This is a genomic window from Amycolatopsis sp. cmx-11-32 (genome assembly GCF_047608695.1).
GTDB lineage: Bacteria > Actinomycetota > Actinomycetes > Mycobacteriales > Pseudonocardiaceae > Amycolatopsis.
The window spans coordinates 104574-131444 of record NZ_JADNQN010000006.1 but is presented as its reverse complement, the minus strand read 5'-3'; the positions used below and the strand labels follow the sequence as shown (position 1 = coordinate 131444).

Annotated in this window: 23 protein-coding genes and 1 pseudogene; 18 read left to right on the top strand and 6 right to left on the bottom strand. The window is 69.6% G+C overall.

What is annotated here, in order from left to right; translation table 11 throughout:
* Window positions 1–45 precede the first annotated feature (45 nt).
* The 7 genes and pseudogenes from ACM6LR_RS20275 (at window position 46) to ACM6LR_RS20245 (ending at window position 3826) form a co-directional block, all read left to right on the top strand.
* Entirely contained in the window at window positions 46–351 is a 306-nt protein-coding gene (locus ACM6LR_RS20275) for a hypothetical protein (protein ID WP_414937574.1), read from the top strand.
* Between the two features lie 19 nt (window positions 352–370).
* Window positions 371–793, top strand: a complete 423-nt coding sequence (msrB, locus tag ACM6LR_RS20270) for a peptide-methionine (R)-S-oxide reductase MsrB (protein WP_184902764.1) — start codon at window positions 371–373, stop codon at window positions 791–793.
* 82 nt (window positions 794–875) lie between these two features.
* A pseudogene (locus ACM6LR_RS20265) lies at window positions 876–1154 on the top strand (hypothetical protein); the annotation flags it as partial.
* Window positions 1155–1213: 59 nt separating this feature from the next.
* Complete coding sequence (locus tag ACM6LR_RS20260) at window positions 1214–1438, top strand: hypothetical protein (RefSeq protein ID WP_414937979.1); 225 nt, start codon at window positions 1214–1216, stop codon at window positions 1436–1438.
* Between the two features lie 309 nt (window positions 1439–1747).
* Entirely contained in the window at window positions 1748–2680 is a 933-nt protein-coding gene (locus ACM6LR_RS20255; RefSeq protein ID WP_414937573.1) for a TIGR04222 domain-containing membrane protein, read from the top strand.
* Entirely contained in the window at window positions 2673–3485 is an 813-nt protein-coding gene (locus ACM6LR_RS20250; protein WP_414937572.1) for a DUF692 domain-containing protein, read from the top strand. The genes ACM6LR_RS20255 and ACM6LR_RS20250 overlap by 8 nt, the downstream gene beginning before the upstream one ends.
* Complete coding sequence (locus tag ACM6LR_RS20245) at window positions 3482–3826, top strand: hypothetical protein (RefSeq protein WP_414937571.1); 345 nt, start codon at window positions 3482–3484, stop codon at window positions 3824–3826. Before ACM6LR_RS20250 ends, ACM6LR_RS20245 begins: the two co-directional genes overlap by 4 nt.
* A gap of 73 nt (window positions 3827–3899) precedes the next feature.
* Here ACM6LR_RS20245 and ACM6LR_RS20240 read toward each other — a convergent pair whose 3' ends face one another.
* The 4 genes from ACM6LR_RS20240 to hemE are packed head-to-tail and all read right to left on the bottom strand — an operon-like array spanning window position 3900 to window position 8425.
* On the bottom strand, window positions 3900–5246 hold the full coding sequence (locus tag ACM6LR_RS20240; protein WP_414937950.1) for a CoA transferase: 1347 nt from the start codon (window positions 5244–5246) through the stop codon (window positions 3900–3902).
* A gap of 11 nt (window positions 5247–5257) precedes the next feature.
* Window positions 5258–5950 (bottom strand): hydrogen peroxide-dependent heme synthase, encoded by a 693-nt coding sequence (hemQ, locus tag ACM6LR_RS20235; protein ID WP_414937570.1) that lies wholly within the window; start codon window positions 5948–5950, stop codon window positions 5258–5260.
* A 25-nt stretch (window positions 5951–5975) separates the two neighbouring features.
* Window positions 5976–7355 (bottom strand): protoporphyrinogen oxidase, encoded by a 1380-nt coding sequence (gene hemG / locus ACM6LR_RS20230; protein WP_414944296.1) that lies wholly within the window; start codon window positions 7353–7355, stop codon window positions 5976–5978.
* Window positions 7352–8425 (bottom strand): uroporphyrinogen decarboxylase, encoded by a 1074-nt coding sequence (gene hemE, locus ACM6LR_RS20225; protein WP_414944295.1) that lies wholly within the window; start codon window positions 8423–8425, stop codon window positions 7352–7354. Before hemE ends, hemG begins: the two co-directional genes overlap by 4 nt.
* An 88-nt stretch (window positions 8426–8513) precedes the next feature.
* On the opposite strand from hemE, the gene ACM6LR_RS20220 reads away from it, so the two are divergent.
* The 3 genes from ACM6LR_RS20220 to ACM6LR_RS20210 all read left to right on the top strand — a co-directional run bounded on the left by ACM6LR_RS20220 (window position 8514) and on the right by ACM6LR_RS20210 (window position 12395).
* Window positions 8514–9077, top strand: a complete 564-nt coding sequence (locus tag ACM6LR_RS20220) for a DUF3000 domain-containing protein (protein ID WP_167406136.1) — start codon at window positions 8514–8516, stop codon at window positions 9075–9077.
* A gap of 1267 nt (window positions 9078–10344) precedes the next feature.
* Window positions 10345–11061, top strand: coding sequence for a response regulator transcription factor (locus ACM6LR_RS20215; protein WP_034318331.1), 717 nt, complete (start codon window positions 10345–10347; stop codon window positions 11059–11061).
* A gap of 107 nt (window positions 11062–11168) precedes the next feature.
* Window positions 11169–12395 (top strand): HRDC domain-containing protein, encoded by a 1227-nt coding sequence (locus tag ACM6LR_RS20210; RefSeq protein ID WP_414937567.1) that lies wholly within the window; start codon window positions 11169–11171, stop codon window positions 12393–12395.
* Window positions 12396–12402: 7 nt separating this feature from the next.
* Here ACM6LR_RS20210 and ACM6LR_RS20205 read toward each other — a convergent pair whose 3' ends face one another.
* Window positions 12403–13059, bottom strand: a complete 657-nt coding sequence (locus ACM6LR_RS20205) for a TetR/AcrR family transcriptional regulator (protein WP_414937566.1) — start codon at window positions 13057–13059, stop codon at window positions 12403–12405.
* 177 nt (window positions 13060–13236) lie between these two features.
* Between ACM6LR_RS20205 and ACM6LR_RS20200 the strand changes: the two genes are divergently transcribed.
* The 6 genes from ACM6LR_RS20200 (at window position 13237) to ACM6LR_RS20175 (ending at window position 22280) form a co-directional block, all read left to right on the top strand.
* A complete protein-coding gene (locus tag ACM6LR_RS20200; protein ID WP_414937565.1) occupies window positions 13237–14703 on the top strand; it encodes an amino acid permease in 1467 nt (488 codons plus the stop codon).
* Between the two features lie 11 nt (window positions 14704–14714).
* Window positions 14715–15548 (top strand): urea amidolyase associated protein UAAP1, encoded by an 834-nt coding sequence (locus ACM6LR_RS20195; protein WP_414937564.1) that lies wholly within the window; start codon window positions 14715–14717, stop codon window positions 15546–15548.
* On the top strand, window positions 15545–16156 hold the full coding sequence (locus ACM6LR_RS20190; protein ID WP_414937563.1) for an urea amidolyase associated protein UAAP2: 612 nt from the start codon (window positions 15545–15547) through the stop codon (window positions 16154–16156). The genes ACM6LR_RS20195 and ACM6LR_RS20190 overlap by 4 nt, the downstream gene beginning before the upstream one ends.
* Window positions 16153–19719 carry an urea carboxylase gene (uca, locus tag ACM6LR_RS20185; protein WP_414937562.1) on the top strand — a complete coding sequence of 1189 codons (3567 nt, stop codon included), beginning with the start codon at window positions 16153–16155 and terminating at the stop codon, window positions 19717–19719. The genes ACM6LR_RS20190 and uca overlap by 4 nt, the downstream gene beginning before the upstream one ends.
* A complete protein-coding gene (locus tag ACM6LR_RS20180; protein WP_414944294.1) occupies window positions 19716–21329 on the top strand; it encodes an allophanate hydrolase in 1614 nt (537 codons plus the stop codon). The genes uca and ACM6LR_RS20180 overlap by 4 nt, the downstream gene beginning before the upstream one ends.
* Window positions 21330–21692: 363 nt before the next feature.
* Entirely contained in the window at window positions 21693–22280 is a 588-nt protein-coding gene (locus tag ACM6LR_RS20175; RefSeq protein WP_414944293.1) for a D-alanyl-D-alanine carboxypeptidase family protein, read from the top strand.
* Window positions 22281–22335: 55 nt separating this feature from the next.
* On the opposite strand, the gene bla is transcribed toward ACM6LR_RS20175, so the two are convergent.
* Window positions 22336–23253, bottom strand: coding sequence for a class A beta-lactamase (gene bla / locus ACM6LR_RS20170; protein WP_414944292.1), 918 nt, complete (start codon window positions 23251–23253; stop codon window positions 22336–22338).
* Window positions 23254–23445: 192 nt separating this feature from the next.
* Here bla and ACM6LR_RS20165 point away from each other — a divergent pair, with 192 nt between their 5' ends.
* Both ACM6LR_RS20165 and ACM6LR_RS20160 read left to right on the top strand, forming a co-directional pair.
* Window positions 23446–24678 (top strand): thiolase family protein, encoded by a 1233-nt coding sequence (locus ACM6LR_RS20165; RefSeq protein WP_414937559.1) that lies wholly within the window; start codon window positions 23446–23448, stop codon window positions 24676–24678.
* The gene (locus ACM6LR_RS20160) at window positions 24678–26789 is read left to right on the top strand and encodes a 3-hydroxyacyl-CoA dehydrogenase NAD-binding domain-containing protein (RefSeq protein ID WP_414944291.1); all 2112 of its coding nucleotides are present in this window, start codon (window positions 24678–24680) and stop codon (window positions 26787–26789) included. The genes ACM6LR_RS20165 and ACM6LR_RS20160 overlap by 1 nt, the downstream gene beginning before the upstream one ends.
* The last annotated feature ends 82 nt before the right edge of the window (window positions 26790–26871 follow it).

The following is a 26871-nucleotide window of genomic DNA, read 5'->3' as shown; positions in this document are numbered from 1 at the left end:
CGCCAGTGGTAGGCCAATCGCCGCTTTTGGCTTACTGTTGCTGGTATGGCCGATAGCGGACCTTTCGGACCTGGCCAGAATCCTCGGTTCGACGAGGACCTGGTAGGTCTCGACCCGTACGACCCCGAAGCTCGCGCCTTCGCCGAGCATCTGGACCGCATCGAGCGCTGCGGCCCCAACTTCACCGTGGAAGCCTGCCTCGACGGTGTCTCCGAATTCGCCGACTCCAGCAATCGCCTCGGCGGTCTGCGCTGGTGGATTTCGGCATTGGTGGTGATCCTCATCGTGCTCGGCGTGATGGTCACCGCATGGGACATCATCGGCCGGGCCATCGCGTGGCTCGCGGGGTAACGTGGAACCGGTGAAAGGCATGAAACCCGTTGTCGGAGCCACGCCACGCGTGGTCAAGTCCGAGCAGGAATGGCGGGAACAGCTCAGCCCCGACGAGTACGCCGTGCTCCGCCAGGCGGGTACCGAGCGCCCCTTCACCGGGGAGTACACCGATGCGAAGACCACCGGTGTCTACCAGTGCCGCGCCTGTGGCGCCGAGCTGTTCCGCAGCGACACGAAGTTCGAGAGCCACTGCGGCTGGCCATCGTTCTACGACCCGGCCGATACCGACGCCGTCCTCCTCCGCGAGGACACCGCCATGGGGATGCGCCGGATCGAGGTGCTGTGCAAGTCGTGCCACAGCCACCTCGGGCACGTCTTCGAAGGCGAGGGATACGCCACGCCGACGGATCAGCGGTACTGCATCAACTCGATCTCGCTGACGCTCGTTCCCGAGTCGTAACCAACCGAAGCGAACCACCGCCCTCCTCGACGCGTTCTCGATGGACAAGACAGCGTCGGGGAGGGCTTTTGGGTAGGGGGCTTTGCTGTCGTATGAACGAACCCTGGGGTATCAGCGGACCGGGCTTCGCCTGGCTGTACGGCTGTCTGGTCGCCATCCCGTTCGCGCTCGCCGGGGTAGCGACCGGGTCGCCGACACCGCCGTCGCCTGCCTGCTCGAGCGGCAGGGTCTCCGGCTCGACGGCCCCGGAACCCTGTACCCGGTCAGGCCCGCTCCAGCCGATCCCTTCGAGCACGCGGTCATTTCGTTCGTACCCGGCAGCGGCATCGGTCTCCGCCATCTTCGGTCACGGATGGCACGGCACGCGGTCATCAAGGACCTTCGCGACGACTTGCAACGAAGGGGCCTGGAGGTCGCCGGGTGGGCTGGCAGTGCGCGTTGGTCGCTTACGTGGCCGTTCTCGTCGTGGGGACCGCGCGCCTGGCGAACGCCGTTCCGGCGAAGCGGCCCGCCGACATCCTCATCGTGCTGATCCTCGCCGTGCTCGCGGCCATCGGCCTCACCGGCTGGCTCCAGCGGCCGGACCGGGCCGGCCGCGCGACCACCGCCGGCGAGCTGGCTCCACTACGGCGACTGGGATCGTGACCTGGCCAGGTAACTCTTCGCGGTTTGAACGCCTTCCCCGACCCGATTCTCGCGGCCACGCTGGTCAGGACGGGCGACGTAGGGTCGACGGGCACGGCGAGTACGTGTGGCAAAGGCGCGTCCTTCGCCGTCGGTTCCTCGTGCGGCGGTGGCTCGTCGTGCGGAGGCGGAGGCGGAAGTGGTTGCGGCCGCTGACGGTCCAACTACCGTCGCGAAAGTCCACTCCGGCTGTTCGAATCACGGAAACCATGACCGGACGGAAGAGCGTCCGACTACGGTAAGCGCATCTGCTCGTGAAAGGCCCGTGCGATGGAAGACACCTGGGGCATCCCCGGACCCACTTTCCTGGCGGTCTACGCCGCCCTGCTGGTGCTGCCGCTGGTCGTCGGTCTCTTGTGGACGATCACGGTCAAGCTGGGCCGCAAGGCACCACGTGCCACCGTGAGCGGACCGCTGCCGACGGTGTACGAACTCGCCTACCTCGCCGGCGGCCCGGACAGGGTGGTCGACACGGCCATCGCGGCGCTGGTCGACCGCGGGACGTTGCGGGTCAGCAGCTCGAAGCAGCTCCAGCTGACCGGTCCGGAGCCCGCCGACCGGATCGAGAGGGCCGTCGCCAAGGGCGCCAAACCGGGTTACAACGCCACGACTCGCGGCATGCGCGACCGGCTTCGGATGTCGGGGCCGATGCAGGCGCTCGGCCAGGGTCTGGAGGCGCGGGGACTCGTGGTCGTCAACCAGGCGCCGCGGATCCGCCGGGTCGTGTTCTTCCTGTATCTCGCGGTTCTGGTCCTCGGGGTGGTGCGCCTGTTCGCCGGGATCTCCGCCGACCACGCCGTCGGCTTCCTGATCCCGCTGCTGATCGCGGCCACGTTCGCGACGCTGGTCGCCAGGGCCGTCAAGAACAAGCGGACGGGCCCGCGCCCGACCAGCGAAGGCAACCGAATCCTCGGCAGCGCCAACCGTGCGCTGGCGCGGGAGCGCGGAATCCCCGACCAGCCTGCCGTGGGCGGCATGGCCGGTGGCGCTCTGCTGGGCGGCGCCGCGGCGGCGGTCGCGTTGGGCGGACTCGCCTTCTACCCGGACGAGGAGCTGAGCGCGGCGCTGATCCCGCCGCCCGTCTCGGGTGCCTTCGGTGGCGGCGGTTCGTCCGGCGGCAGCACCTGCGGCACCGGTGGATCCTCGTGCGGCGGCGGGAGTGGCGGTGGCAGCTCCTGCGGTGGCGGGGGCTGCGGTGGCTGACCGGCCAGGGCACCTCGGGATCGGCATCGGCTGGCGGCATGAGCTCGACCTGTCGATCGCGCGGCTGCCCGGCGTCGACTGGGTCGAGGTCGTCGCCGAGAACCTGCACGCCGGGCAGCTCCCCGAAACGCTGACCGCCTTGCGGGACAAGGGAATCCCGGTGCTGCCGCACGCGGTCTCGCTGTCGCTCGGCGGGGCCGAACCGCTGGACACCGCGCGCGTCGAGCATCTCGCGGAGATCTCCCGTGAACTCGGCGCGCCGCTGGCCAGCGACCACGTGTGCTTCGTGCGCGCGGGCGGCCTCGACTCGGGCCACCTGATGCCGCTCCCCCGCACCCGGGACGCGCTCGATGTCCTGGTGGACAACGTCAAGCTGACCCAGTCCATCGTGGACGCGCCGTTCGCGGTGGAGAACATCGCGGCGGTACTGGAATGGCCGGACGCGGAGTTCTCGGAGTCGGAATTCCTGCGGGAACTGACCGATCGGACCGGCTGTCTGCTGATCATCGACGTCGCCAACCTGTACGCCAACGCCCGCAACCTCGGCACCGATCCCGAACGGTTCCTCGACGAGATCCCGTGGGAACGGCTGGCGTACACCCATATGGCGGGCGGCGTCGAACGCGACGGCGTCTACCACGACACGCATGCCCATCCGATCGTCCCGGAAGTGCTGGACCTGCTGCGCGAACTGCGGCGGCGCACCGAGCCGCCCGGTGTACTGCTGGAACGCGACGACGACTACCCGCCCGACAGTGAACTGGCGGCCGAGCTGGCCGCGCTGCGGGAAGCGGTCTCGCCATGACTTCGCCCCGGGAGCGGCTCGCCGGGCAGCAAGCCGAGCTGCTCAAGGCGCTCCTCGCCGGAGGCGACGCCCCGGCGGGTTTCGAGGCGGACAGGCTCCGCATCGAGGCGAACGTGCTGCGGAACAAGCAGCGCAGGCTCGCCGCCTTCCTGCGGCCCGACCTCGCGGAAGCGCTCGGCGACCGGTTCGCCGCCCTGTTCCGCGAGTACTCGGCGAGCCACCCGAAGACCGACACGATCCGCGCGCGGGCCTACGCGGACGAGTTCGGCGCCTGGCTCGTCGAACGCGGCGCGATCCCGAAGCCACGGAGCCGGTTCACGAGGTGGGTGCGCAGGAGCTGAAGGGGACTTTCCCCGCATCTCACGCGGCGAAGGGCGCTTTCACCTCATGGCATGCGGGGAAAGTCCCCTTCAGCTACCACACCGGGCGGTCGCTCCCCGCCACATGCGTTCCTTCTGTCCACTGTGGATTCGCACCCGGCAGCACGCCCGCCATCTTGACCCGGGTCAGCCGCCCGAGCGGACTGTCGACGTCCTCCAGGAATTCGGTGGCGTCGAACTCGGTCGCGCCGGCTTCCTTGCGTCCCAAGGAATTCAGCCACTCCGCGGTTCCGGCCAGCGAGGTGCGGACGTGCCGGCTGCCGCCTTCGGTGGCCGCTCGGCGGACGGCGGTCATGATCGCCGCCGCGGTGAGCCAGCCGGTCGCGTGGTCGAGCGCCTGCACCGGCAGCGGTCCCGGGCCGTCGATCCCGGCGGTCCTGCCGCCTTCGTCGGCGATCCCCGACGCCATCTGCACCAGGCTGTCGAAGCCACGCCTGCGCGCCCACGGCCCTTCCCAGCCATAGGCGGACAGGTCCGCGACCACGATCCCCGGCCGGAGTTCGGCGATCGCCTCCGGCGAGAAACCCTTGGTCACCAGCGATCCCGGCCGGAAGCCCTGCAGGACGACATCGGCGCGGGCGATCAGCTTGCGCAGCCGCGAACGCCCGGCTTCGGTCTCCAGGTCGACGTACGCCGAGAGTTTGCCCATCCCGGTGTCCACGGCCAGTGGTGGCACGGTCGGCAGCCGATCCGACCCGATGTGCATGACGGTGGCACCGTGCGCGGCGAGCACCCGGCCCGCGACAGGCCCGGCGATGACGTGGGTCAGGTCCAGGATCCGCACCCCGCCCAGCGGCCGATCGGACTCGAACAGCCGCACCGGCTCCGACGGCCCGAGCGACCGGATCTCGGCGATGGGCTGTCCGCTGGCCACCTGTCCTTGCTTGTGCGCCAGCCACTCCTCGCGGGTGCGCAGCACGGCCGCGGCACCGCCGGCGCCGATCACCGCCGACTCGACCTCGAACTTCGACTTGGCCGCGACGACCTTCTCGAACGCCTCGCGGGTCGCCGGTACGCCGAGGCCCCAGCACACGGCGGAGACGTGCCGCGGATAGTTGCAGTGCAACCGCACCCAGCCGTCGTTCGCGCGGTAGTCGCCGGACAGCGGCGCGCTGAACGGCACCGGCTCCCCGTCGACGCGGATGTACTGCTCGCTGTGGAACGACGCGGCGGCGTGCCGAGTGTCGACCGAGACCCGGCCGGGCTCGATCCCCCGCAGCCGCAACAGTTCCCCTGCCGCCAGTGTCGCCGCGGCGATGCTGGTCGTCGCCGCCTCCTCGACCCGGAAAATGCCGGGCAGCACGGAATCGGGGCCGGTGACCTCGACGGCGTCTTCGGCGAGCGTGTCGCCGGTGAGCGTGGTCCAGACGCGGGAGTCCAGTGGTGCGTTCACTAGGGCAGCAGGGTGATCAGCTCGGCGGGTTCCACCTTGGTCCCGGTGTAGAACGGGATCTCCTCGCGCACGTGGAGGCGGGCCTCGGTGCCGCGCAGGTGACGCATCAGGTCGACGATGCGGTGCAGTTCGTCGGCCTCGAAGGCCAGGATCCACTCGTAGTCGCCCAGCGCGAACGACGCGACCGTGTTGGCGCGGACGTCCGGATAGTCGCGAGCCTCCTTGCCGTGATCGGCGAGCATCTTGCGGCGCTCGTCGTCCGGCAGCAGATACCACTCGTAGGAACGCACGAACGGATAGACGCAGATGAACTTGCGGGCCTCTTCACCGGCGAGGAACGCCGGGATGTGGCTCTTGTTGAACTCCGCCGGGCGGTGCAGCGCGACCTGGCTCCACACCGGCACCGAGGCGCGGCCGAGCGGCGTGTGCCGGAAACCGCTGTAGGCCGCCTGGACCTGCTCGATCTCCTCGGCGTGCCACCAGACCATGTAGTCGGCGTCGGCCCGCAGCCCTGAGAGGTCGTAGAGGCCGCGGACGATGACGCCCTTGCCCTCCAGCGCGTCGAGGTACTCGGTGGTCTCCGCGGTCGCTCGCGCGCGGTCGTCACCGAGCTTGCCCTGCTCGGCCCGGAAGACCGACCAGGCGGTGTAGCGGATGGTGTCATTGAGCTCGTTGTAGTTCAGCCGCGCCATACCGCCATCTTGGCACTGCCGGTGCTCAGGAGCCCTCGTGGGTCGGTGTGATCCCGGCGATGCGGCGGGCGGCCGCGTCGGCGGTGGCGATGCACGCCGGAAGCCCCACACCGTGCAGCGTCGCGCCTGCCACGGCGAGCCCCGGCACGTCCGCGACGGCGCGTTCGATCCGCTCGACGAGTTCGAGGTGGCCGGTGCCGTACTGCGGGAGCCCGCCGCCCCACCGGGTCACCCGGGTTTCGATCGGCGCGGCGGCGACCCCGGTCAGCCGGGCGAGGTCGTCGCGGACCACGCGCACGAGTTCGTCGTCGTCGGCGTGCAGGGCGCCCAGTTCGCCGAACCGGCCGACGGAGCCGCGCACCAGGACCGGGCCCTCGCCGTACTGCGCCCACTTGCGGGAGGAGAAGGTGAACGCCTTGGCGGCGAACGGTTTCCCGGCCGCGTCCCGCTCCCCCGCGCCGATCAGCACGCCGGACGACTCCGGCAGGTCGGTGCCCGGCGGAAACGCGAGCGCGATCACCGCCATCGACGCCAGTTCGACCTCGGCGAACGCCGACGACGCCACACCCGCGACGCCGTCGAGCAACCTCCGGGCCGAGGGCGCGGGGACGGCGAGAAGGACGAAGTCGGCTTCGAGACCGTCGACCATCCAGCCGGTCGCGGTGCGGTTCAGCGCCGTCACCGTGACCCCGGTCCGGATCTCGGCACGCGAAAGCTCCGCGAGCCGCTGGATCAAGGTGCCGAGCCCGCCAAGCAGGGTTCCGAAGACCGGCTCCGTACTCGGCGAGGCGGGCATGAGCGAGGCGGCGCCTTCGGTGAGCGAACGCGCGCCGCGATCGACCGCCGACGCGAGACCGGGCATCGTCGCGCGGAGGCCGAGGCCGTCCGCTCCCCCGGCGTAGACTCCGCCCAGCAGCGGGTCGACCAGCCGGTCGACCAGTTCGTCGCCGAACCGCTCGCGCAGCAGCGGGCCCAGCGGGGTGTCCCCGGCCGGAAGTTCCACCGGCTTCAGCGAAGACTCGGCCTCGACCAGGGCGCGGCCCTTCTCCGACAGCACTCCGGAGACCGCGTCGGCCGAGGCGGGAACGCCCATGACCGTGCCAGGAGGCAGGCCGAGCACGGATCCACCGGCGTGGATCTTGGCACGGGCCTTGGTGGGGTGGACGAGGCTTTCGCCCAGCCCGACCTCGCGGACCAGGGCGAGCGCCTCAGGACGGCGGGCGAGGAAGGCCTCCGCGCCGACGTCGTAGCGCTCACCGGCGAGTTCGATCGTGCGGAGCTTCCCGCCGAGGGACTCCGTCGCCTCGAAGACGACGATCCGCGCGTCTTCGCCGAGCAGCGTCCGCAGGCGGTAGGCCGCGGTCAGTCCCGAGATACCGCCACCGACGACGGCGGCGATCTTCACGGCCGGAGCTCGTGCACCAGCCCGACCACGCGCGTCAAGACGTCCGGGTCGACGCCGGGCAGCACGCCGTGGCCGAGGTTGAAGATGTGGCCGTCGGCCGCGCGGCCTTCGGCGTGGATGCGCCGGACCTCCGCTTCGAGCACCGGCCAGGACGCGTGCAGCAGCGCGGGGTCGAGGTTGCCCTGGACGACACCGCCGCCGAGGCGCCGGACGGCCTCGTCGAGCGGGATACGCCAGTCGACGCCGACCACGTCGGCGCCCGCGTCACGCATGGCCACCAGCAGCTCGCCGGTGCCGACGCCGAAGTGGATACGCGGGACCCCATACCCGGCGACCGCGGACAGGACCTTCGCCGAATGCGGCAGGACGAACTCGCGGTAATCCCGCTCGGAGAGCGCGCCCGCCCATGAGTCGAACAGCTGGATCGCGTCGGCTCCGGCGTCGAGTTGCGCGGACAGGAACGTGCTCGCCATATCCGCCAGGCGCCCCGCCAGCTCGTGCCACAGCTCCGGCTCGGAGTGCATGAGCGCCTTGGTGTGCTCGTGGTTGCGGCTCGGCCCGCCTTCGATGAGGTAGGAGGCCAAGGTGAACGGCGCGCCGGCGAAGCCGATCAGCGGCGTCTCGCCCAGCGACCCGACCAGCAGCCGGACACCGTCGGCGACCCGCTCCACCTGCTCCGGGGCCAGGACCGGCAGCGCGCGCACGCCCGCGGCGTCACGGATCGGCTCGGCGACGACCGGGCCGGTGCCCGCGACGATGTCGATGTCGAGGCCCGCCGCCTTGAGCGGGACGACGATGTCACTGAAGAGGATGGCCGCGTCGACGCCGTGACGGCGGATCGGCTGGAGCGTGATCTCGGCGAGCATCTCCGGGTCGAAGCACGCGTCGAACATCGAGGTGCCTTCGCGCAGCGCCCGGTACTCGGGCAGCGACCGGCCGGCCTGGCGCATGAACCACACGGGAGTGCGGTCCGGGCGTTCGCCACGCGCGGCGGCCAAGAACGGCGAACCGGGCAGGGCGCGACGGGCCGACGAGACGGTCTGCGCGGAAGAAGCAGCTGAAGGAGACATCACGGTTCATGGTGCCATGGGCGCTCCGCGGCCTTACTCTCGGCGCGTCTGCGCCCCGAACCGGACACTCGCGTCTTACAGTCGGTTGGTGACCGCGATGACGTCAGTACCCGACCTCTTCCGTGAAGCCGTCGCGGCGTTGCAATCGGTCCGGCCCCGCCCCGAAGTGCAGCTGGAGACGATGCGCCCGCCGCAGCGACTGGCGCCATGGTCCTACGCGGTGAGTTGCGAGGTGGAAGGTCCGGCCGACGTGCTGGCGTCGGGGCGGCTCGTGCTGCTGCACGACCCGGACGGCCAGGAAGGCTGGGACGGGGTCCTGCGGCTGGTCATGTACGTCCGCGCGGAACTCGACCGGGAACTGGCGACCGATCCCTTCCTTCCCGCCGTCGGCTGGTCGTGGCTGACCGATGCGCTGGAAAGCTCCGGCGCGGAGTGGACGGCGCTGGGCGGCACGGTCACCGAGACGTCGTCGGCCCGCTTCGGCGACATCTCCGGCCCCGCGCGCACCGACGATCTGGAACTGCGGGCGTCCTGGACGCCGACCGACGCCGCGCTGCGGCCGCACGGGCAGGCCTTCTGCCAGGTCATGGCGAGTGTTGTCGGACTGCCGCCGGTCGGCGTGACCCTCTTCGAGCAGCGTCAGTCCTCCTGAAGCCCGCCGGCCTCCGAAACTCCAAGTCCGCGAAGGCCTCCTTCCTACCTTGAGGTCAGGTCCCGGCAAAGTCGAGGTCTTACAGGTCAGGCGGCTCTTCGCCGCTCCGGTAGTGGAGCTTGATCAACAAGGGTTCAGGAAGACATGCCCCCGGCACACGCCGAGTGGGGAGGATTTCGGACGTTCAACGTCCGAAATCCTCCCCACTCGGCCCCTGCAGGCACCAGCTATGCCAAGCCCGGATCACCACCAGCAGCCCTGCGACTTTGCCGGCCCCTGACGCTCAAGGCAGGGAAAGAGGCCTTCACTACGTCGCCTCCCGGCGTGGGGCGAGAGCGCCACGACCTTGAACCGTGAAGGACGCCTTCCCCGCATGCCATGCGGGGAAAGTCCCCTTCACCCTCACTCGACGAAGGACCATGCCCTCCGGAGACCCGACACGCCGGAGTCCCAGTAATCGAGACATAGCATTTGGGTTATTCTGCGATTTGCGGCCATCTAGCGCCGCTAGGAAAGCTAGCGGCACTAAAGGTCCCTTGCTCCCCCGCCCGAAACGACGGCCCGAGTACGTGAAGGACCCCTTCACTGAGCCCAACGCAAGCAAGGGGCCCTTCACGTACTGTCGACAACCCGCGAGAACCCCGAAGCGCCTTCACGTACTCCGGACTCAAGCCCCCCAGAGCGACCGTAGGCCATCGAGACGACCGCCAGGGCCAGATGGGCTCCGACCAGCGGCGAGCGGGCCGTCCGGAGGTCTGGACCACCCCGTTCGTGCTACGCACAGTGTCACCGTCAGCGACAGGATCAAGCCTGCCGGAACCGAGCGCCCGGACACCTCGAGACGCTTTCGGAGCGTTACCATCGCGGTCACCGAACGAAGCGATCATGACGCTCCGCGAAGTTGATCAGGCCCCAAGCCGGAGGGGGTTTCCGACGTTCGAAGCGCTGGTCTCCCAGGGTCCCGGGCAGAGGCACCGGCAGCTGCACGGCCCATCTGCACAGTCGGTTGCACCCCGGTAACTGGAGTCCATCGTGTTCTTTGGGCGATGTGTTAGCCACCGGCTGTGTACTAGCCCGATCGTGTTACAACGAACTCCCTGAGTAACCACTGGTTTGAGATAGATACCCATTCGATCCCCCCGTGAAGGCCCCAGGGCGGCTACAGTGCCAACGACGACACCACTTTCGGTCTAAAGCTGGCGCGGCTAAACGGCCGAAAGTCCCGGTGCCGGTCGGGGGGCACGACCGACTCCAGGGAGGTAGTGACGTGGCTACCGTCGGCATTTCTCAGGCCGTCCGATCCACGCCAGCCGGTTCATTGCCGGCGAGCATGGTTCCGCATCCGCGGGAAGAGCTTTTTTCCGTGTTGGTGGTCGATGACCACCCGCTGTTGAGGGAGGCAATCTCAGCAAGACTCGCACAGATGGGTGCGGGCACCGTCCACGAGGCCGCCACGGTGGCCGAGGCGAGGGCGCGAGCACAGGCCACTGGGCCTTGTGACCTGGCGATCCTTGATCTCGGACTGCCGGATGGCAGCGGCATCGAGCTGGTTACGGAACTCCGTAGCCATGGCTGGCCTCGAGTAGTGGTGCTCGCTTCATCGGACGACCCGTACGCGGTCAGGTCGGCGTTCCAGGCCGGCGCCCAGGCATACCTGCTCAAGTCGGCATCGCCGGTCGTAGTGACCGACGGCGTCCGCAGGGTGCTCGAGGGCGGCGTCTACGCGGACCCGAGCGTCGCACCGGTCTTGGCCACCGGCACCCGAGTCGCCGGCACCGACAACACCCCACGCGAGCTTTCGGCGCGCGAGGTCGAGGTGCTGCAGCTCGTGGCCGACGGCCAGTCCAACAAGGAGATCGGCGAGGAACTCAGCCTCTCCGCTCTCACCGTGAAGTCTCACCTCTCCCGCATCGGGCGCAAGCTCGGCACGGGTGACCGGGCTCAGATGGTGGCGCTGGCCATGCGTGCCGGCGTGATCCGCTGACAAAGGCGAACTGCCCTGCGGGGCGGGCGGACCAGGCGCGGCCCGCTCGTCCCGTAGGGTCTTCACCTATGGAAGGCGACCGACCCGGAGAACCGCAGGCGGACTCTATGACCGGCACCGATGACACCAGTGCCGCCGTCTTGTTACGCGAGCCCGCCGAAGGCACTCCACCGGTGATCGCCGACGCGACGGCTCTCGCCGAAGCCTGCGCGAAGATCGCGGGCGGCAGCGGGGCCATCGCCGTGGACACCGAACGCGCGTCCGGCTACCGATACTGGCCGAAGGCCTACTTGGTACAGATTCGCCGTGAAGGTGCCGGTTCCTTCCTCATCGACCCCATTCCGCTCGAAGGGCAGCTCGAACCCCTCGCGGAAGTCCTCAACGACGCCGAATGGGTGTTGCACGCGGCCTCTCAGGACCTGCCGTGTCTCGCCGAACTCGACCTGCGCCCGAAGAGCCTGTTCGACACCGAACTCGCCGGACGGCTCGCGGGGTACGAACGGGTCGCCCTCGGCACCCTCGTCGAACTCCTCCTCGGCTACCAGCTGGAGAAGGGGCACAGCGCCGCCGACTGGTCGAAGCGCCCGCTTCCCGTCGACTGGCTGAACTACGCCGCCCTCGACGTCGAACTGCTCATCGAACTGCGCGAGAAGCTCGAAACCGACCTCGCGGCCCAGGGCAAACTCGAATGGGCCCAGCAGGAATTCGAAGCCGTCCGCAACGCGCCGCCACCCGCCCCTCGGGCCGAGCCGTGGCGTCGGACGTCCGGAGTGCACAAGATCCGCAGTGCGCGCGGGCTCGCCGCCGTGCGCGAACTGTGGCAGGCGCGGGACGAACTCGCCCGCAAACGCGACCGCGCGCCGAGCCGGATCCTGCCCGACAGCGCGATCATCAACGCCGTCACCGCGGACCCGAAGACCGTCGATCAGCTGCAGGCGCTGCCGGTGTTCAGCGGCCGGGTCCAGCGCAAGTACACCGCGAGCTGGCTGCGGCATTTGCAGGCCGCCCGCGCGCTCCCCGCCGACGAATTGCCCACCCCGGCACAACAGACCGACGGTCCGCCGCCGGTGAACCGGTGGTCGGACAAGGACCCCGACGCCGCCGCCCGGCTCTCGGCCGCCCGCGCGGCGCTCGCCGCGATCGCGGAAGATCGCAGGCTGCCGGTGGAGAATCTGCTGCTGCCGGAACTCGTGCGCCGCACCTGCTGGCGCCCGCCCGCGGACCTGAGCGAGGATTCGGTCGCCAAGGTCCTCGGTGACGGCGGCGCCCGGCCGTGGCAGATCGAGCTGACCGTGGCGGCGCTGAGCAAGGCGCTCCACGCCACCCCCGCCTGACCCGGTTTCAGTCCTCCAGCAACGTGCGCGCGGAAGCCCGCAGTTCGGCGTCCGGTTCCCCGAGGCCGGCGAGCCGCAAGACGCTGTCCGCACCTTCGACGGCGTGTGCCTCGACGTCCAGATCCGGGTGGTCCCGCCGGACGATCGCGATGCTCTCGATGAGTCCGAACACGAGGTCGGTCCGGATGCCGAGCAGGTCGTCGCGGACGCCGGACGCCGCGACGAGGGCGCCGTAGACGTTCTTGAGCTCCGTCCGTTCGGCTCGGAAGCGCCCCAGCCTCGGCGAGGAGATCTCCGGTAGCAGGTACAGGGCACCGAGGTTGTGGCGCGCGCTGCCGAGCAGGTGGATGTCCGCGTACGCCAGCGCCCACAGCCGCGCGCCGACGGGCGCCAGCTGCACTGACAGGCCGCCCGCGACGTCCAGTGACGGCCGGACGGTGTCCTCCAGCAGCGCCGCGAGAATGTCCTCTTTGGACGGAAAGTGGTAGTAGAGCGACGCCTGGCGCAGGCCGGCGCGTTCGGCGATGGCCCGTGTGGTCGTCGCCGCGTACCCGGCGCCGGTGAACAGCTCCCCCGCCGCGTCCAAAACCGCGAGCCGCGCTTCCCGCTTGCTCGCGGCGGCGCCGCTGGCTCTCGGCCTGCCCACCCCGGTCGTTTTAGTCATCTATCCGATCCTGCCATTTCTTCGCGGCGATCTTTGTTACGTCCGGCGGTCGGCTCAGGTTACCGAATCCGGTATCTGTTAACACCGCGCTTACCCGGCGGAGATCGGAAGGACCCCGCACGCGCTTAATTTCGGTCAGCCGATCGAAATTCGGCCCTTCAGACAGGAGCCCCCGTAATGCCGTCCGAAGACCTTTCCGCCTTCGGTTACCGTCAAGAACTACGCCGGACGCTGGGCGGTTTTTCCGCCTTCGCCGCCGGATTCTCCTTCGTTTCCATCCTGACCACGGTGTTTCAGCTGTTCGCGTTCGGCTATTCCTTCGGCGACACGCTGTTCTTCTGGACCTGGCCGCTGGTGATCATCGGCCAATTGCTCGTCGCGCTGAACTTCGCCGAACTCGCGGCCCGATTCCCGCTGGCCGGATCGGTTTACCAGTGGGCGAAACACCTCTCCCCCGGATTCGCGGGCTGGCTGGCGGGCTGGATGATGCTGGTGGGCTGCGTCGTCGCGCTCGCCGGTGCCGCCATCGCGTTGCAGGTCGTCCTCCCGTCGGTCTGGGGCGGCTTCCAGCTGGTCGGCGGGGACCCGGCGATCACGTCTCCGACCGGCGCCACCAACGCGGTACTGCTCGGTGCCCTGCTGGTCGTTTTCACCACCGCGATCAACGCGGGCGGCGTGCGGCTCATGGCGCGGATCAACGACGTCGGGGTCGCGGCCGAACTCGTCGGCGTCCTCATCCTGATCACCGGGCTCGCACTCTTCGCAGTCCGCGGACCGCAGGTCGTGCTCCAGCCGACGGGCGAAAGCCCGGGAGCCGGCGGGGTCCTCGCTTCGGCGCTGATGGCCGCGTACGTCCTGTACGGGTTCGACACCGCGGCTTCGGTCGCCGAAGAGACCAAGGACGCCCGCCGCACCGCGCCACGCGCCGTGCTCCGCGCGCTCCTGATCTCCGGCATCGGCGGCCTCGCCGTCGTCATCACCGCTCTGATGGCGGCGCCGAGCCTCACCGACGGTCAGCTCGCCGGGAAGGGCCTGCCGTATGTGATCACGGCCGTCTTCGGGGACACACTCGGCCGGATCTTCCTCGCCGACGTCGCGGTCGCGGTCGTCGTCTGCACCCTGACCATCCAGACCGGCACCGTCCGGCTGATCTACGCGATGGCCCGCGACGGGGCGCTTCCCGGCGCCAAACGGCTTTCCGCGGTCAACGCCCGCACCGGGACGCCGATCGCGCCAGCCGTCCTGTCCGGCGTACTCGCCATCGGGCTTCTGCTGCTGAATCTGGGGAATCCGACGATCTTCAGCACCATCACCGGCACCTCGGTGGTCGTGGTCTACCTCGCCTATCTCCTGGTGACCGGACCACTGCTGGTCCGGCGCCGCCAAGGCCGTTTCACCGCCGAACCCGGCCATTTCTCCCTGGGGCGATGGGCTATTCCGGTCAACGTCGCGGCAGTAGGGTACGGCGCGATGATGATCGTCAACATCGCTTGGCCACGAGCCGAGATCTACGACCTGGCGGGCACCGGCTCCGTCTGGGCCCTGTTGTTCCCGATCGAGTTCGTCGGCGCCGCGATCCTCACCGGCTATCTCTGCTGGCGCCGCCGCTCCGCGCTCACCACGGTTCCCGTCCCCGCGATCTGAAGGAAGGTCCCATGAGCACGACATCGACCACGTACGGCGCTCGCGACCACGCGCGCGCCCAAGCGGGCACGGTGACCGAAGCGATGCCCGCGATCCCGGCGTCCACCTGGCCGGATCCGCCGCCCGGGATCGACCCGGCGAAGCTGGTCTGGGCCGAGACCGTCGCCGGTGGCGGCTACACCCACAAGGTCCTCGCCCGCGGCACCGAACTGCGGCTGACCGACATCGAAGGCGACGCCTGCGCGCATCTGCTGCTGTTCAACGCCGACCAGCCGTGGGAGCGGCTGAACGTCGCGGACACCGTGAAGGTCCAGTGGAACGCCTACCTCGGCGAGGCGATCGCGCTGCTGTCGGATCAGGCACGGGTGCTCGCGACGGTCGTCACCGACGAGAGCGGCAAGCACGACGCGCTGTGCGGTACGTCCACTGTGGACGGTAACGCGGAACGCTACGGCGACGGCGGCCCGCAGGGTGGTTCGCCGTCCGGGAACGCGCTGTTCACGCTGGCCGCCGCGAAGCACGGCCTCACCCCGCGCGATCTGCCGCCGAGCCTGTCCTTCTTCCAGGGCATCCACGTGGAGACCGACGGCGGGCTGACGTTCACCGGTTCGGCCGGACCTGGTAAATCCGTGATCCTGCGGACCGAACTCCCGGTCGTCGTCCTGATCGCGAACGTGGCGCATCCGCTCGACCCGCGCCCGGACTACACGGTCACCCCGTTGCGCGTCCTCGCCCAGCACGGCGCTCCGTCCACTCCGGACAGTCCTGAATGGACGGCTTCGCCCGAGGGGCGGCGCGCCTTCGAGAACACCGCCGACTATCTCACCGCCAGGAGCTTGGCATGACCATCATTTCCGACAGCGAGGTCGCCGCGCGGGCCCCGTACTCCACCGTGCTCCGCAAAGGCGAGACGCTCGCGATCATCGATCTCGGCGGCAACCAGGCCGTCGACTTCCTCTGCTACGACGCCGCCGACACGGCGAAGCGGTACAGCGCGGCCGCCACGATCTCCGCGCAGGGCAACATCTTCCTCACCACCGGCAGTGTGCTGCGCACCGGTGAGGGCGCCCCGCTGCTCACCGTCGTCGAAGACACCTGCGGGCGGCACGACACGATCGGTGGCGCCTGCAGCAAGGAATCGAACAGCCTCCGCTACGGCCAGCACACGCGCTACCAGCACGCCTGCGTCGAGAACTTCCTGACCGAGGGCGCGAAATGGGGCCTGGGGAAACGGGACCTGGTCAGCAACGTCAACTGGTACATGAACGTGCCGGTCGAACAGGACGGTACGCTCGGCATCGTCGACGGTATTTCCGGGCCCGGCATGGAGGTCAAACTGCGCGCCGAGACCGACGTCCTGGTACTGGTCTCGAACTGCCCGCAGATCAACAACCCGTGCAACGGGTTCGACCCGACCCCGGTCAGAATGATCGTCACCGGCGGTGACGTGTGAAGCTGCTCGTCGCCAACCGGGGGGAAATAGCGGTCCGGATCATCCGGACCGCGAAGGAGATGGGCATCGCGACGGTGGCGGTCTACTCCGACGCGGACCGCACCGCCGCACACGTGAGGCTCGCCGACGAGGCCATCCGACTGGGCCCCGCGCCCGCCAGGGAGAGTTATCTCCTCGGCGACGCGATCATCGAAGCCGCACTGAAGACCGGGGCGGACACGATCCACCCCGGCTATGGGTTCCTTTCCGAGGACGCCGCTTTCGCCCGGACGGCGGAAGCGGCCGGGATCCGGTTCGCCGGTCCCACCGCGGACCAGCTCGAAGTCTTCGGCAGCAAGCACACCGCGCGGGCTAAGGCCGTCGACGCCGGTGTCCCGCTGCTGCCGGGCACCGGGTTGTTGGACACCCTCGCCGACGCCGAGGCCGCGGCCGCCGAGATCGGCTACCCGGTGATGCTCAAGGCCACCGGCGGTGGTGGCGGGATCGGCATGCGCGCCTGCGCTTCGGCCGAGGAGTTGCGGGAAGCCTGGGACGCGGTGCGGAGCATCGTGGCGAAGAGCTTCTCGACGTCGGGTGTGTTCCTGGAACGCCTGGTGACGCGAGCCCGGCATGTCGAGGTCCAGGTGTTCGGTGACGGCGCGGGTGAGGTGCTGGCGCTGGGCACCCGGGACTGCACGCTGCAGCGGCGCAATCAGAAGGTGCTCGAAGAATGCCCCGCCCCGGGGCTTTCCGAAGCGGTGCGCGAGAAACTGGTGTCCGCGGCCGTCGATCTCTGCGCGTCGGTGCGCTACCGGTCGGCGGGCACGGTCGAGTTCATCTACGACCCGGACCGTGAGGAGGCCGCGTTCCTCGAGGTGAACACGCGACTGCAGGTCGAGCATCCGGTCACCGAGGCGGTCTACGGAATCGACCTGGTCGCGTGGATGCTGCGCCTCGCCGACGGCGACACCGCGATGTTCGCCACGACCCCGGAGCCACATGGGCACGCCGTCGAAGCACGGGTCTACGCCGAGGACCCGGCCGCCGGGCACCGGCCGAGCGCGGGCCTGCTGACCCGTGCCGACTTCCCCGCCGAGGTCCGGGTGGATACCTGGGTCGAGGCGGGCACCAAGGTGACGACGCACTACGACCCGTTGCTCGCCAAGGTGATCACCGTCGGTTCGGATCGAGCCGAGGCGCTGGCCGCGCTGGGCGCCGCGCTCGGGGAAAGCCGGGTGGACGGCGTCCGCACGAACCTCGGCCAGCTGCGCGCGGTGACCGCCGATCAGCGGGTGCACGACGTCACGCACGACACCGCGACGCTCGACGCGATCACCGATCCCGAACCGCGGATCGAGGTCCTGCGGGGCGGGACGATGACCACCGTCCAGGAATGGCCGGGGCGGCTCGGGTTCTGGCACGTGGGCGTCCCGCCGAGCGGGCCGATGGACGATCTGTCGTCGCGGCTTGGCAACCGCGCGCTGGGCAATCCCGAAGGCACTCCCGGCCTCGAGTGCACCGTGGACGGTGTGTCACTGCGGTTCACCGACGACGCAATCGTTTGCGTCACGGGATCTCCGTCACCGGTGACCGTCGACGGGACGACCGTTCCGCAGTGGACACCGGTCGAGGTGCCCTCGGGTGGCGTGCTGGACGTCGGGACCGGCACGGCCGGGCTCCGCGCCTACGTCCTCGTTCGCGGCGGCTTCGACGTGCCGGAGTTCCTGGAAAGCGCGGCGACGTTCACGCTGGGCGGCTTCGGCGGGCACGGCGGACGCGCGCTGGCGGCCGGTGACGTCCTCTCCCCCGGCCCGCTCCCGGAGAACGACGTCCTCGGGCCGGTTCCCGAGTCCGAACGCCCGGTCTTCGGCACGCACTGGGGGATCGGCGCGTCCGAAGGGCCGCACGCCGCTCCGGAGTTCTTCACCCCGGACGACGTCGAGACGTTCTACGCCACCGACTGGGAGGTGCACTTCAACTCCGCGCGGACCGGCGTCCGGCTCGTCGGACCGCGGCCACGCTGGGCGCGGGAGGACGGCGGTGAGGCGGGATTGCACCCGTCGAACATCCACGACACGCCGTACGCGATCGGCGCCGTCGACTACACCGGCGATCTGCCGATCCTGCTGGGCCCGGACGGGCCGAGCCTCGGCGGCTTCGTCTGCCCGGCCACCGTGGTGACCGGGCAGCGCTGGAAACTCGGCCAGTTGCGTCCGGGTGACACCGTACGGTTCGTGCCGATCACCACCGAGCACGCGGTTTCACTGCGGGAGGCACCCGGCGAAGCGGTCACAGCGACCCGGAAACCGATCGACGACGGCGGCATTCTCGGCCGTCTGTCCACATCGGACGAGAACCCCGAGGTCACCTACCGGCGCAGCGGCGACGACAACCTGCTGATCGAGTACGGGCCGATGAAACTCGACCTGGCCCTGCGAATGCGGGTCCACGCCCTCGCGGACAGGCTGGCGGCGGAAGGCCTCGACGGCGTGGTCGACCTGACACCGGGCATCCGGTCGCTGCAGGTCCACGTCGAGCCGGACGCGCTGCCGGTCTCGAAACTGCTCGATCTCGTCCAGGAGATGGAGCACGATCTGCCGCGTACCGCGGATCTCGTGGTGCCGAGCCGGACCGTGCGGCTGCCGTTGTCGTGGGACGACCCGGCGACACGCGAGGCGATCGAGCGGTACATGGCTGGCGTGCGCGACGACGCGCCGTGGTGCCCGTGGAACATCGAGTTCATCCGGCGGGTCAACGGTCTGTCCAGTGTGGACGACGTCTACCGGACGGTGTTCGACGCGGAGTACCTGGTGCTGGGGCTCGGCGACGTCTATCTCGGCGCGCCGGTGGCCACTCCCCTCGATCCGCGGCATCGGCTGGTCACCACGAAGTACAACCCGGCGCGCACGTGGACCGCGGAGAACTCCGTCGGCATCGGCGGCTCGTACCTGTGCGTCTACGGGATGGAAGGCCCCGGCGGGTACCAGTTCGTCGGGCGGACCGTGCAGGTGTGGAGCGGCTGGCGGCAACGTGGCTCGTTCGAACCGGGTTCGCCGTGGCTGCTGCGGTTCTTCGACCGGATCTCGTGGTACCCCGTGTCCGCCGAGGAGTTGCTGGACCTGCGGGCGCGGAGTTCGGCGGGGGAACTGGAACTCGACATCACCGACGGCGAGTTCGCGCTGGCCGACCACGAGCGGTTCCTGGCCGACAACGCCGCCGACATCGCCGAGTTCCGGGCGAAGCAGAGCTCGGCGTTCGAGGCCGAGCGGCAGGCCTGGGCGGCGGCGGGTGAATTCGACCCTCGTCCCGAGCCCGTCGGGGCGAAGGTCCCGACCACGAGGGTCGAGGCCCCGCCCGGCGGTCACGTCGTCGAAGCACCGTTCGCCGCGACCGTGTGGCGGGTGGACGTCGAGGCGGGCAAGAAGGTCGGCACGGCGGAGACGCTGGTGATCCTCGAAGCGATGAAGACCGAGGCGCGGATCCCCGCGCCGTCCGCCGGGGAGGTCGTCGAAGTGCTCGTCTCCCCCGGCGACCAGGTCGCCCCCGGCACACCGCTGGTGGTTCTGGGAAGGAGTGCGGGATGAGCGTGCTGGAGCGGGTGCGCGCCGCGTACCACCGGATCGCGCGGGTCGACCGGCCCGAGATCTGGATCGACCTGCGTCCCGAGGACGAGGTGCTCGCCGACGCCGAGAACCTGGAAACCCGCCGCGCGGCGGCTGAAATCTTGCCGCTGTACGGGAAGCTCGCCGCGATCAAGGGCAACATCGACGTCGCCGGGCTGCCGACGACGGCGGCCTGTCCCGAGTACGGCTACCGGCCGGACGAGGACGCGCCGGTGGTGGCGCGACTGCGCGCGGCCGGTGCGCTGATCCTGGGCACGACCAACCTGGATCAGTTCGCGACCGGGCTGGTCGGCACCCGCAGTCCGCACGGCGCGGTGCGGAACGCGATCGACCCGGCGTACGTGTCGGGCGGGTCGAGTTCGGGTTCGGCGGTCGCGGTGGCGCTCGGGATCGTGGATCTCGCGCTGGGTACCGACACCGCCGGATCCGGCCGGGTTCCGGCGGCGTTCAACGGGATCGTCGGACTGAAACCGACACGGGGACTGCTGCCGACGACCGGTGTCGTGCCCGCGTGCGCGAGCATCGACTGCGTGACCGTGTTCGCGCGGACGGTCGACGAGGCTTCGACCGCGTTCGCGAGTCTCAGCGAGCCACGGGATCTTCCGGTGGTGCACCGTCCTTTCCGGATCGGTGTGCCTCAGGAGCTGGGCCCGTTGCAGGACGGCTGGGCCGAGGCGTTCTCCGTAGCGGCGGAGTCGTTCCGTGCGGCCGGGGCCGAGCTGGTTCCTGTCGACATATCGGCGTTCCTGGCCGCGGCACGATTGCTGTACGAGGGCGCGTTCGTGGCCGAGCGGTATTCGGCGGTCGGCGAGTTCATCGACACGCGTCCGGACGTGGTCGATCCGGCCGTGCGGCGGATCATCGGTGCGGCCAAGGACATCCCGGCGCACCGGCTGTTCACCGATCTGGCGACACTCGACGGCTTGGAACGGGAAGCGTCGGCCGTTCTGTCCACTGTGGACTGTGTGCTGCTGCCGACGACGACCGAGCACCCGACGATCGCCGAGGTCGAGGCCGACCCGCTGGGGGTGAACGCCCGGCTGGGCAGGTTCACGAACTCGACGAACCTGCTGGGCCTGTCTTCGCTGGCCGTGCCCGCCGGAACCGTCGGCGGGCTACCGTTCGGGGTGATGCTGGTCGGGGCCGCGTACGCCGACCGGATCCTCGCCGACGTCGCCCGCCTGGTGCCGCGACGGACCCGGATCGCCGTCGTCGGCGCCCACCTGCGCGGGCAGCCGCTGAACCACGAACTGACCTCGCGCGGAGGCCGGTTCGTCTCGGCGGGGACGACGGCGGCCGAGTACCGGCTCTACGCGCTGGACACCGTGCCGCCCAAACCCGGCCTCGTCCGGGTCGCCTCGGGCGGCGAGCCGATCAAGGCGGAGGTCTGGGACCTGCCGTTCGCCGGCTTCGGCGAGTTCGTGGCGGGTGTCCCCGCGCCGCTGGCGATCGGGAAGGTGCGGCTGGCCGACGGAACCGAGGTGTCCGGGTTCGTCTGCGAGCCCATGGCGGTCGAAGGCGCCGAGGACATCACACGGTTCGGCGGCTGGCTCGGCCACCTGGGCCGATGATGGGCGTCTCGTGAGTGGTAAAGACGATTACCACTCACGGGACCTGACCCATGCGGTCCTGTCGCGCGGTTGCCCACCGAGTCTTCTTCGGCTGAGCCGCGTGAAAGGGTCCTTCACGCGGCAACTCAGTGACTGATGGGGCCACCGGGGCGACCGGCCGAGTGTTCCGAGTCCGTGAAGGACTCCTTGAGGGACCCAGAGTCCTTCAAGGAGTCCTTCACGGACGGACCGTGGACCTGACTCATCCACCGTAGGTCCCCCACTTACGGGACCAGCGCCTTTCCGGTTCGGTTGGCCTGATCCGGCATTCTGGGAAGAAGGTCACAAACCCTGGCGGCCCACCGGGCAGAAGGTAACTTCGGAGTGGTGCCCACCACATTCACCTCCAGCCGCAGGACCGCTATCAGCGTGTTCGCGGCGCTGGGGCTCGTCGGCATCGCGATGGTGGCGCTGGGAGCCACCGGCGTGGCCGTCAAACCGGTGTCCGGGCAGGCGCTCGCGGTCCTCGAAGAGGTCCCTGGCCCTGATACCGGCCCGACGTGCGCCGTCGACAAGCGCTATGTCGACGAGGAGACCACGGGCATGCGCCCGGACGTGGTCGACGCGTGGAAAGCCCTGCGCGCCAAGGCCAAGGCCCAGAACATCGAGCTGTGCGTGAACGACGGCAAGCGCAGCCGGAGCCAGCAGCAACGCGAGTTCGACAAGGCCGTCGAGCGGTTCGGCTCGGTCGAGCAGGCCAAGAAGTGGGCACTGCAGCCGGAGACGTCCATGCACGTCAAGGGAATCGCCGTCGATATCCAGCCGCTGAATTCGGCCGCGTGGGTCGACAAGAACGGCGGCGCGCTGGGCTGGTGCCGCCGCTACGACAACGAGAAGTGGCACTTCGAGTACGACCCGGCCTACGTCACCGGCGGCTGCCCCGCCCTGCTCCCCAGCGCCACCGGCAACTAGACGTGCTTGAAGACCGAACTCGTCCAAGCACGCGAGATCGCCGCGCGAAGCGCGACTAGGCGAGCGTTTCGGCTACGTACTTAGCCGCCTCCGCGAGCAGCGCCTGGTCGTACGGCGCGTCCTTGGCCGCCTTGCTGGACATGATCGCCATGACGATCGGCGCCTTGCCCGGTGGCCACACGACGGCGATGTCGTTCAGCGTGCCGTAGTCACCGGTCCCGGTCTTGTCGGCCACGGCCCAGCCCGGCGGCAGCCCCGCCCGGATCCGCTCGGCGCCGGTGGTGGTGCGCTGGAGCAGGTCGCGGAGGAAGTCGCGTTTGTCGTTCGGTAGCGCGTCACCCAGCACGATCTTCTGGTAGTCGGTGCCGAACGCCCGCGGTGTCGTGGTGTCGCGCGGATCGCCGGGGGTGGCCTCGGTGATCGCCGGTTCGAGCCGGTCCATCTGGGTGACGGTGTCGCCGAGGCCACGCGCGAAGGCCGTCAGCTCCTGGGGACCGCCGAGGTCCCGCAGCAGCAGGTTGCCCGCGGTGCCGTCGCTGAACCGGACGGCGGCGTCGCACAGCTGGCGGATCGTCATCCCGGTGGCCACGTGCTGCCCGGTGACCGGGGCGTGTTTCATCAGGTCGTCCCGTGAATACGTGACCCTGGTTTCCAGGTGCGACAACGGGTTGCGGTGCAGGACGGCGGCCGCCGCGACACCTTTGAACGTCGAACAGAACGCGAACCGCTCGTCCGCGCGGTGTTCGACCGTGCCGCCGCCTTCGGTGTCGAGCGCGTACACGCCGAGCCTCGCGTCGAACTTCTTCTCCAGCTCCATCAGCCGGTCGTGGAACTGCCGGGTGGTGGGAGGCGGGGGCGGCGGGGGAGCCGACGGCGTCGCGGGCGGGATTCCGCGGGTGCACGCGGCCAGCGGCGCGAGGACCGCCATCCCCAGAAGCGCGCGACGGGTGACGGCCGGCCCCGGCGATGTCATCGTGATCCCCCCTTGATCACTTCGAACATAGCAACTTCCCCACCGTCCCCGGATCGGCCAAGCGGCGGAGGTAGACGACCCCACTGAACCCAGGAGTGTGCCTTCCCCCACTCGACCGGGCCACCATCCTGGTTACCGACGGGTAACCAGGGCTAGGGTGCGGTCAGGACTACCTCTACTTCAGGAGCATTCGTGGCCGCAGGAGCAACACCGCTCGCGCCGAACGCGCGGTCGGTACGCAATGTCGCCTTCGTCGAAGGGGTGCGAACGCCCTTCGGCAAGGCAGGCGAAAAAGGCATGTACGCCGGCACCCGTGCCGACGACCTCGTCGTCAACGCCATCCGTGAACTGCTGCGGCGGCATCCCGAGCTGCCGCCCGAGCGCGTCGACGAGGTGGCGATCGCCGCCACCACCCAGATCGGGGACCAGGGCCTGACCATCGGCCGCACCGCCGCATTGCTGGCGGGCCTGCCGAAGTCCGTACCCGGTTTCGCGCTGGACCGCATGTGCGCGGGCGCGATGACCGCGGTCACCACCACCGCGAGCGGGATCGGCTTCGGCGCCTACGACATAGCCATCGCCGGCGGCGTCGAGCACATGGGCCGCCACCCGATGGGCGAGGGCGTCGACCCGAACCCGCGCATCATCGCCGACAAGCTCGTCGACCCGACGGCGCTCGTGATGGGCCAGACCGCGGAGAACCTGCACGACCGGTTCCCGGCGATCACCAAGCAGCGCACCGACGCCTTCGCCGCGCGCAGCCAGGAGAAGTACGCCGAGGCCGTGAAGACCGGCAAGATCGGGCCCGAGCTGGTCCCGGTCGCCACCCGCTCGAAGGAACTCGGGTGGGGCCTCGCGACCGAGGACGAGCCGCCGCGCCCGGGCACCACGCTCGAGACGCTCGCCGGGCTGAAGACGCCGTTCCGTCCGCACGGCCGGATCACCGCGGGCAACGCGGCCGGTCTCAACGACGGCGCCACCGCGGCATTGCTCGCCGACGAGGACACCGCCCGCGAACTCGGCCTGCCGATCGGCATGCGGCTCGTCGGCTACTCCTTCGCCGGCGTCGAGCCGGAGGTCATGGGCATCGGCCCGGTACCCGCCACCGAGAAGCTGTTCCAGCGCACCGGCCTGTCGATCGACGACATCGGCCTGTTCGAGATCAACGAGGCGTTCGCCGTCCAGGTGCTCGCGTTCCTCGACCACTTCGGCATCGCCGAAGACGACCCACGCGTCAACCAGTGGGGTGGCGCGATCGCCTGCGGTCACCCGCTCGCGTCGTCCGGCGTCCGGCTGATGACGCAGCTTTCGCGTCAGTTCGCCGAGCGCCCCGACGTGCGCTACGGCCTGACCACCATGTGCATCGGCATCGGCATGGGCGGCACCGTGCTTTGGGAGAACCCGGCATTCGAGGGGGCGAAGTAATGACTTTCACCGCTGAGCAGGCGAAAGCCGCCTTTCCCGACGAGGTCGTCACGAACGCGGTCACGCGTCTGGTCAAGGTGCCCGGGCTCGACAAGCCGGTCGCGCTGATCACCCTGGACAACGGCCACGACCACACCCGGCCCAGCACCTTCGGCCCGCAGGGCCTGGTGAGCCTCAACGCCGCGATCGACGCCGCCTTCGCGGCCGAGCCCGCCGCGATCGCGGTCACCGGCAAGCCGTTCATCTTCGCCGTCGGCGCCGACCTGTCCGGTGTCGAAGCGGTCGCGGATCCGGCACTGGCGCGGGAAATCGCGCAGACCGGGCACGACGTGTTCCGGCGCCTCACCGAAACCGAGATCCCGACCTTCGGGTTCATCAACGGCGCGGTGATGGGCGGCGGGCTCGAACTCGCGCTCTCCTGCCACTACCGCACGCTGTCGGAGAACACCGCAGCGATCGCGTTCCCCGAGGTCTTTCTCGGCCTGTTCCCTGGCTGGGGCGGCACGCAGCTGCTGCCGAACCTCATCGGGCCGGACGCCGCGGTCACCGTGATCATCGAGAACGCGCTGGCGCAGAACAAGATGCTGAAGGTCGCGCAGGCGGCGGAACTCGGCATCGTCGACGAGGTCTTCGGTTCGGCCGACTACCTCGAGCAGTCCCTGCTGTGGCTGGCGAAGGTCGTCAACGGCGCGATCACCCCCGTCCGCCGCGAGATCGACCGCGGTGCCGAGTGGGACGCCGCGATCGGCCGTGCCAAGGCCATTGTGGATGGTCGCACCAAGGGCGCCTCCCCCGGCGCGACCAAGGCCGTCGAGTTGCTGGAGCTGGCCCGCGAGAACGATCTGGACCGCGGCTACGCGGCCGAGACCGACGGCCTCGCCGAACTGCTCATGGACGACACGCTGCGTGCCGGGCTCTACTCGTTCAACCTGGTCAACAAGCGCGCGAAGCGACCGGCCGGTGCGCCGGACAAGTCGTTGGCCCGCAAGGTGAACAAGGTCGGCATCGTCGGCGCCGGCCTGATGGCCAGCCAAATGGCGCTGCTGTTCGTGCGCCGCCTCAAGGTACCGGTGGTCCTCACCGACGTCGACCAGGAACGGGTCGACAAGGGCGTGTCGTATGTGCACGATGAGATCGACAAACTACTGGCCAAGAAGCGGGTTTCGCCAGACGGCGCGAACCGGTTGAAAGCGCTTGTCACCGGCTCGCTCGACAAATCCGCCTTCGCTGACGCCGACTTCGTGATCGAAGCGGTGTTCGAGGAGCTTGGCCTCAAGCAGAAGGTCTTCACCGACCTGGAGCAGTACGTCTCCCCCGAGGCGGTCCTGGCGACGAACACCTCGTCGCTGTCGATCACCGCGATGGCGTCGCAGCTGAAGCATCCGGAGCGCGTGGTCGGGTTCCACTTCTTCAACCCGGTCGCGGTGATGCCGTTGCTGGAGATCGTCCGCGCGGAGAAGACCGACGACGTCGCCCTCGCCACCGCGTTCTCCCTTGGCAAGCAGCTCAAGAAGTCGAGCGTGCTGGTCAAGGACGCGTCCGCGTTCGTGGTCAACCGGCTGCTGTTGCGGTTCCTCGGCGAGGTGCTGGTGACTGTCGACGAGGGCACGCCGTTCGAGGTCGCCGACAAGGCGCTGGAACCGCTGGGCCTGCCGATGACGCCGCTGACGCTGATGCAGCTGGTCGGCCCGGCGATCGCCCTCCACGTCGGGGAAACCCTGCACGAGGCGTTCCCGGACCGGTTCACCGTCAGCGAGAACCTCGACCGCTTTGTCAAGGCGGGTAAGAGGGGCGTCTGGCAGTGGGATGACAAGGGCAACGCGACCGTCGACCCCGAGGTGGACGCGCTCTGGCAGCGCGGCGACTCGCCGTCGACCTCCGAGCAGGTGCGTGACCGCGCACTGGCCGCGATCGCCGAGGAGGTCCGGATCATGCTCGACGAGGGCGTGGTCGCCGAGGCCCACGACATCGACCTGTGCCTGATCCTCGGCGCGGGCTGGCCGTTCTGGCTGGGCGGCATCACGCCGTACCTGGACCGGGCCGGGGTGTCCGAGAAGGTCAACGGCAAGCCGTTCCTGGCACCGGGAGTGGCGAGCGTTCCGCTCTCCTGACGTCGAACACAAGGCCACCGTCGGCGATCTCCTGATCGCCGACGGTGGCCTTGTGCGTTTTTCGTGGATTTTGTGGCAAGTG

Excerpts from the sequence above, each read along its gene's own strand:
- ACM6LR_RS20275 (WP_414937574.1), top strand. The coding sequence starts at position 46 with ATGGCCGATAGCGGACCTTTCGGACCTGGCCAGAATCCTCGGTTCGAC.
- msrB (WP_184902764.1), top strand. The coding sequence starts at position 371 with ATGAAACCCGTTGTCGGAGCCACGCCACGCGTGGTCAAGTCCGAGCAG.
- ACM6LR_RS20255 (WP_414937573.1), top strand. The coding sequence starts at position 1,748 with ATGGAAGACACCTGGGGCATCCCCGGACCCACTTTCCTGGCGGTCTAC.
- ACM6LR_RS20245 (WP_414937571.1), top strand. The coding sequence starts at position 3,482 with ATGACTTCGCCCCGGGAGCGGCTCGCCGGGCAGCAAGCCGAGCTGCTC.
- hemQ (WP_414937570.1), bottom strand. The coding sequence starts at position 5,950 with ATGGCGCGGCTGAACTACAACGAGCTCAATGACACCATCCGCTACACC.
- hemE (WP_414944295.1), bottom strand. The coding sequence starts at position 8,425 with ATGTCTCCTTCAGCTGCTTCTTCCGCGCAGACCGTCTCGTCGGCCCGT.
- ACM6LR_RS20210 (WP_414937567.1), top strand. The coding sequence starts at position 11,169 with ATGACCGGCACCGATGACACCAGTGCCGCCGTCTTGTTACGCGAGCCC.
- ACM6LR_RS20205 (WP_414937566.1), bottom strand. The coding sequence starts at position 13,059 with ATGACTAAAACGACCGGGGTGGGCAGGCCGAGAGCCAGCGGCGCCGCC.
- ACM6LR_RS20200 (WP_414937565.1), top strand. The coding sequence starts at position 13,237 with ATGCCGTCCGAAGACCTTTCCGCCTTCGGTTACCGTCAAGAACTACGC.
- ACM6LR_RS20195 (WP_414937564.1), top strand. The coding sequence starts at position 14,715 with ATGAGCACGACATCGACCACGTACGGCGCTCGCGACCACGCGCGCGCC.
- ACM6LR_RS20190 (WP_414937563.1), top strand. The coding sequence starts at position 15,545 with ATGACCATCATTTCCGACAGCGAGGTCGCCGCGCGGGCCCCGTACTCC.
- ACM6LR_RS20180 (WP_414944294.1), top strand. The coding sequence starts at position 19,716 with ATGAGCGTGCTGGAGCGGGTGCGCGCCGCGTACCACCGGATCGCGCGG.
- bla (WP_414944292.1), bottom strand. The coding sequence starts at position 23,253 with ATGACATCGCCGGGGCCGGCCGTCACCCGTCGCGCGCTTCTGGGGATG.
- ACM6LR_RS20160 (WP_414944291.1), top strand. The coding sequence starts at position 24,678 with ATGACTTTCACCGCTGAGCAGGCGAAAGCCGCCTTTCCCGACGAGGTC.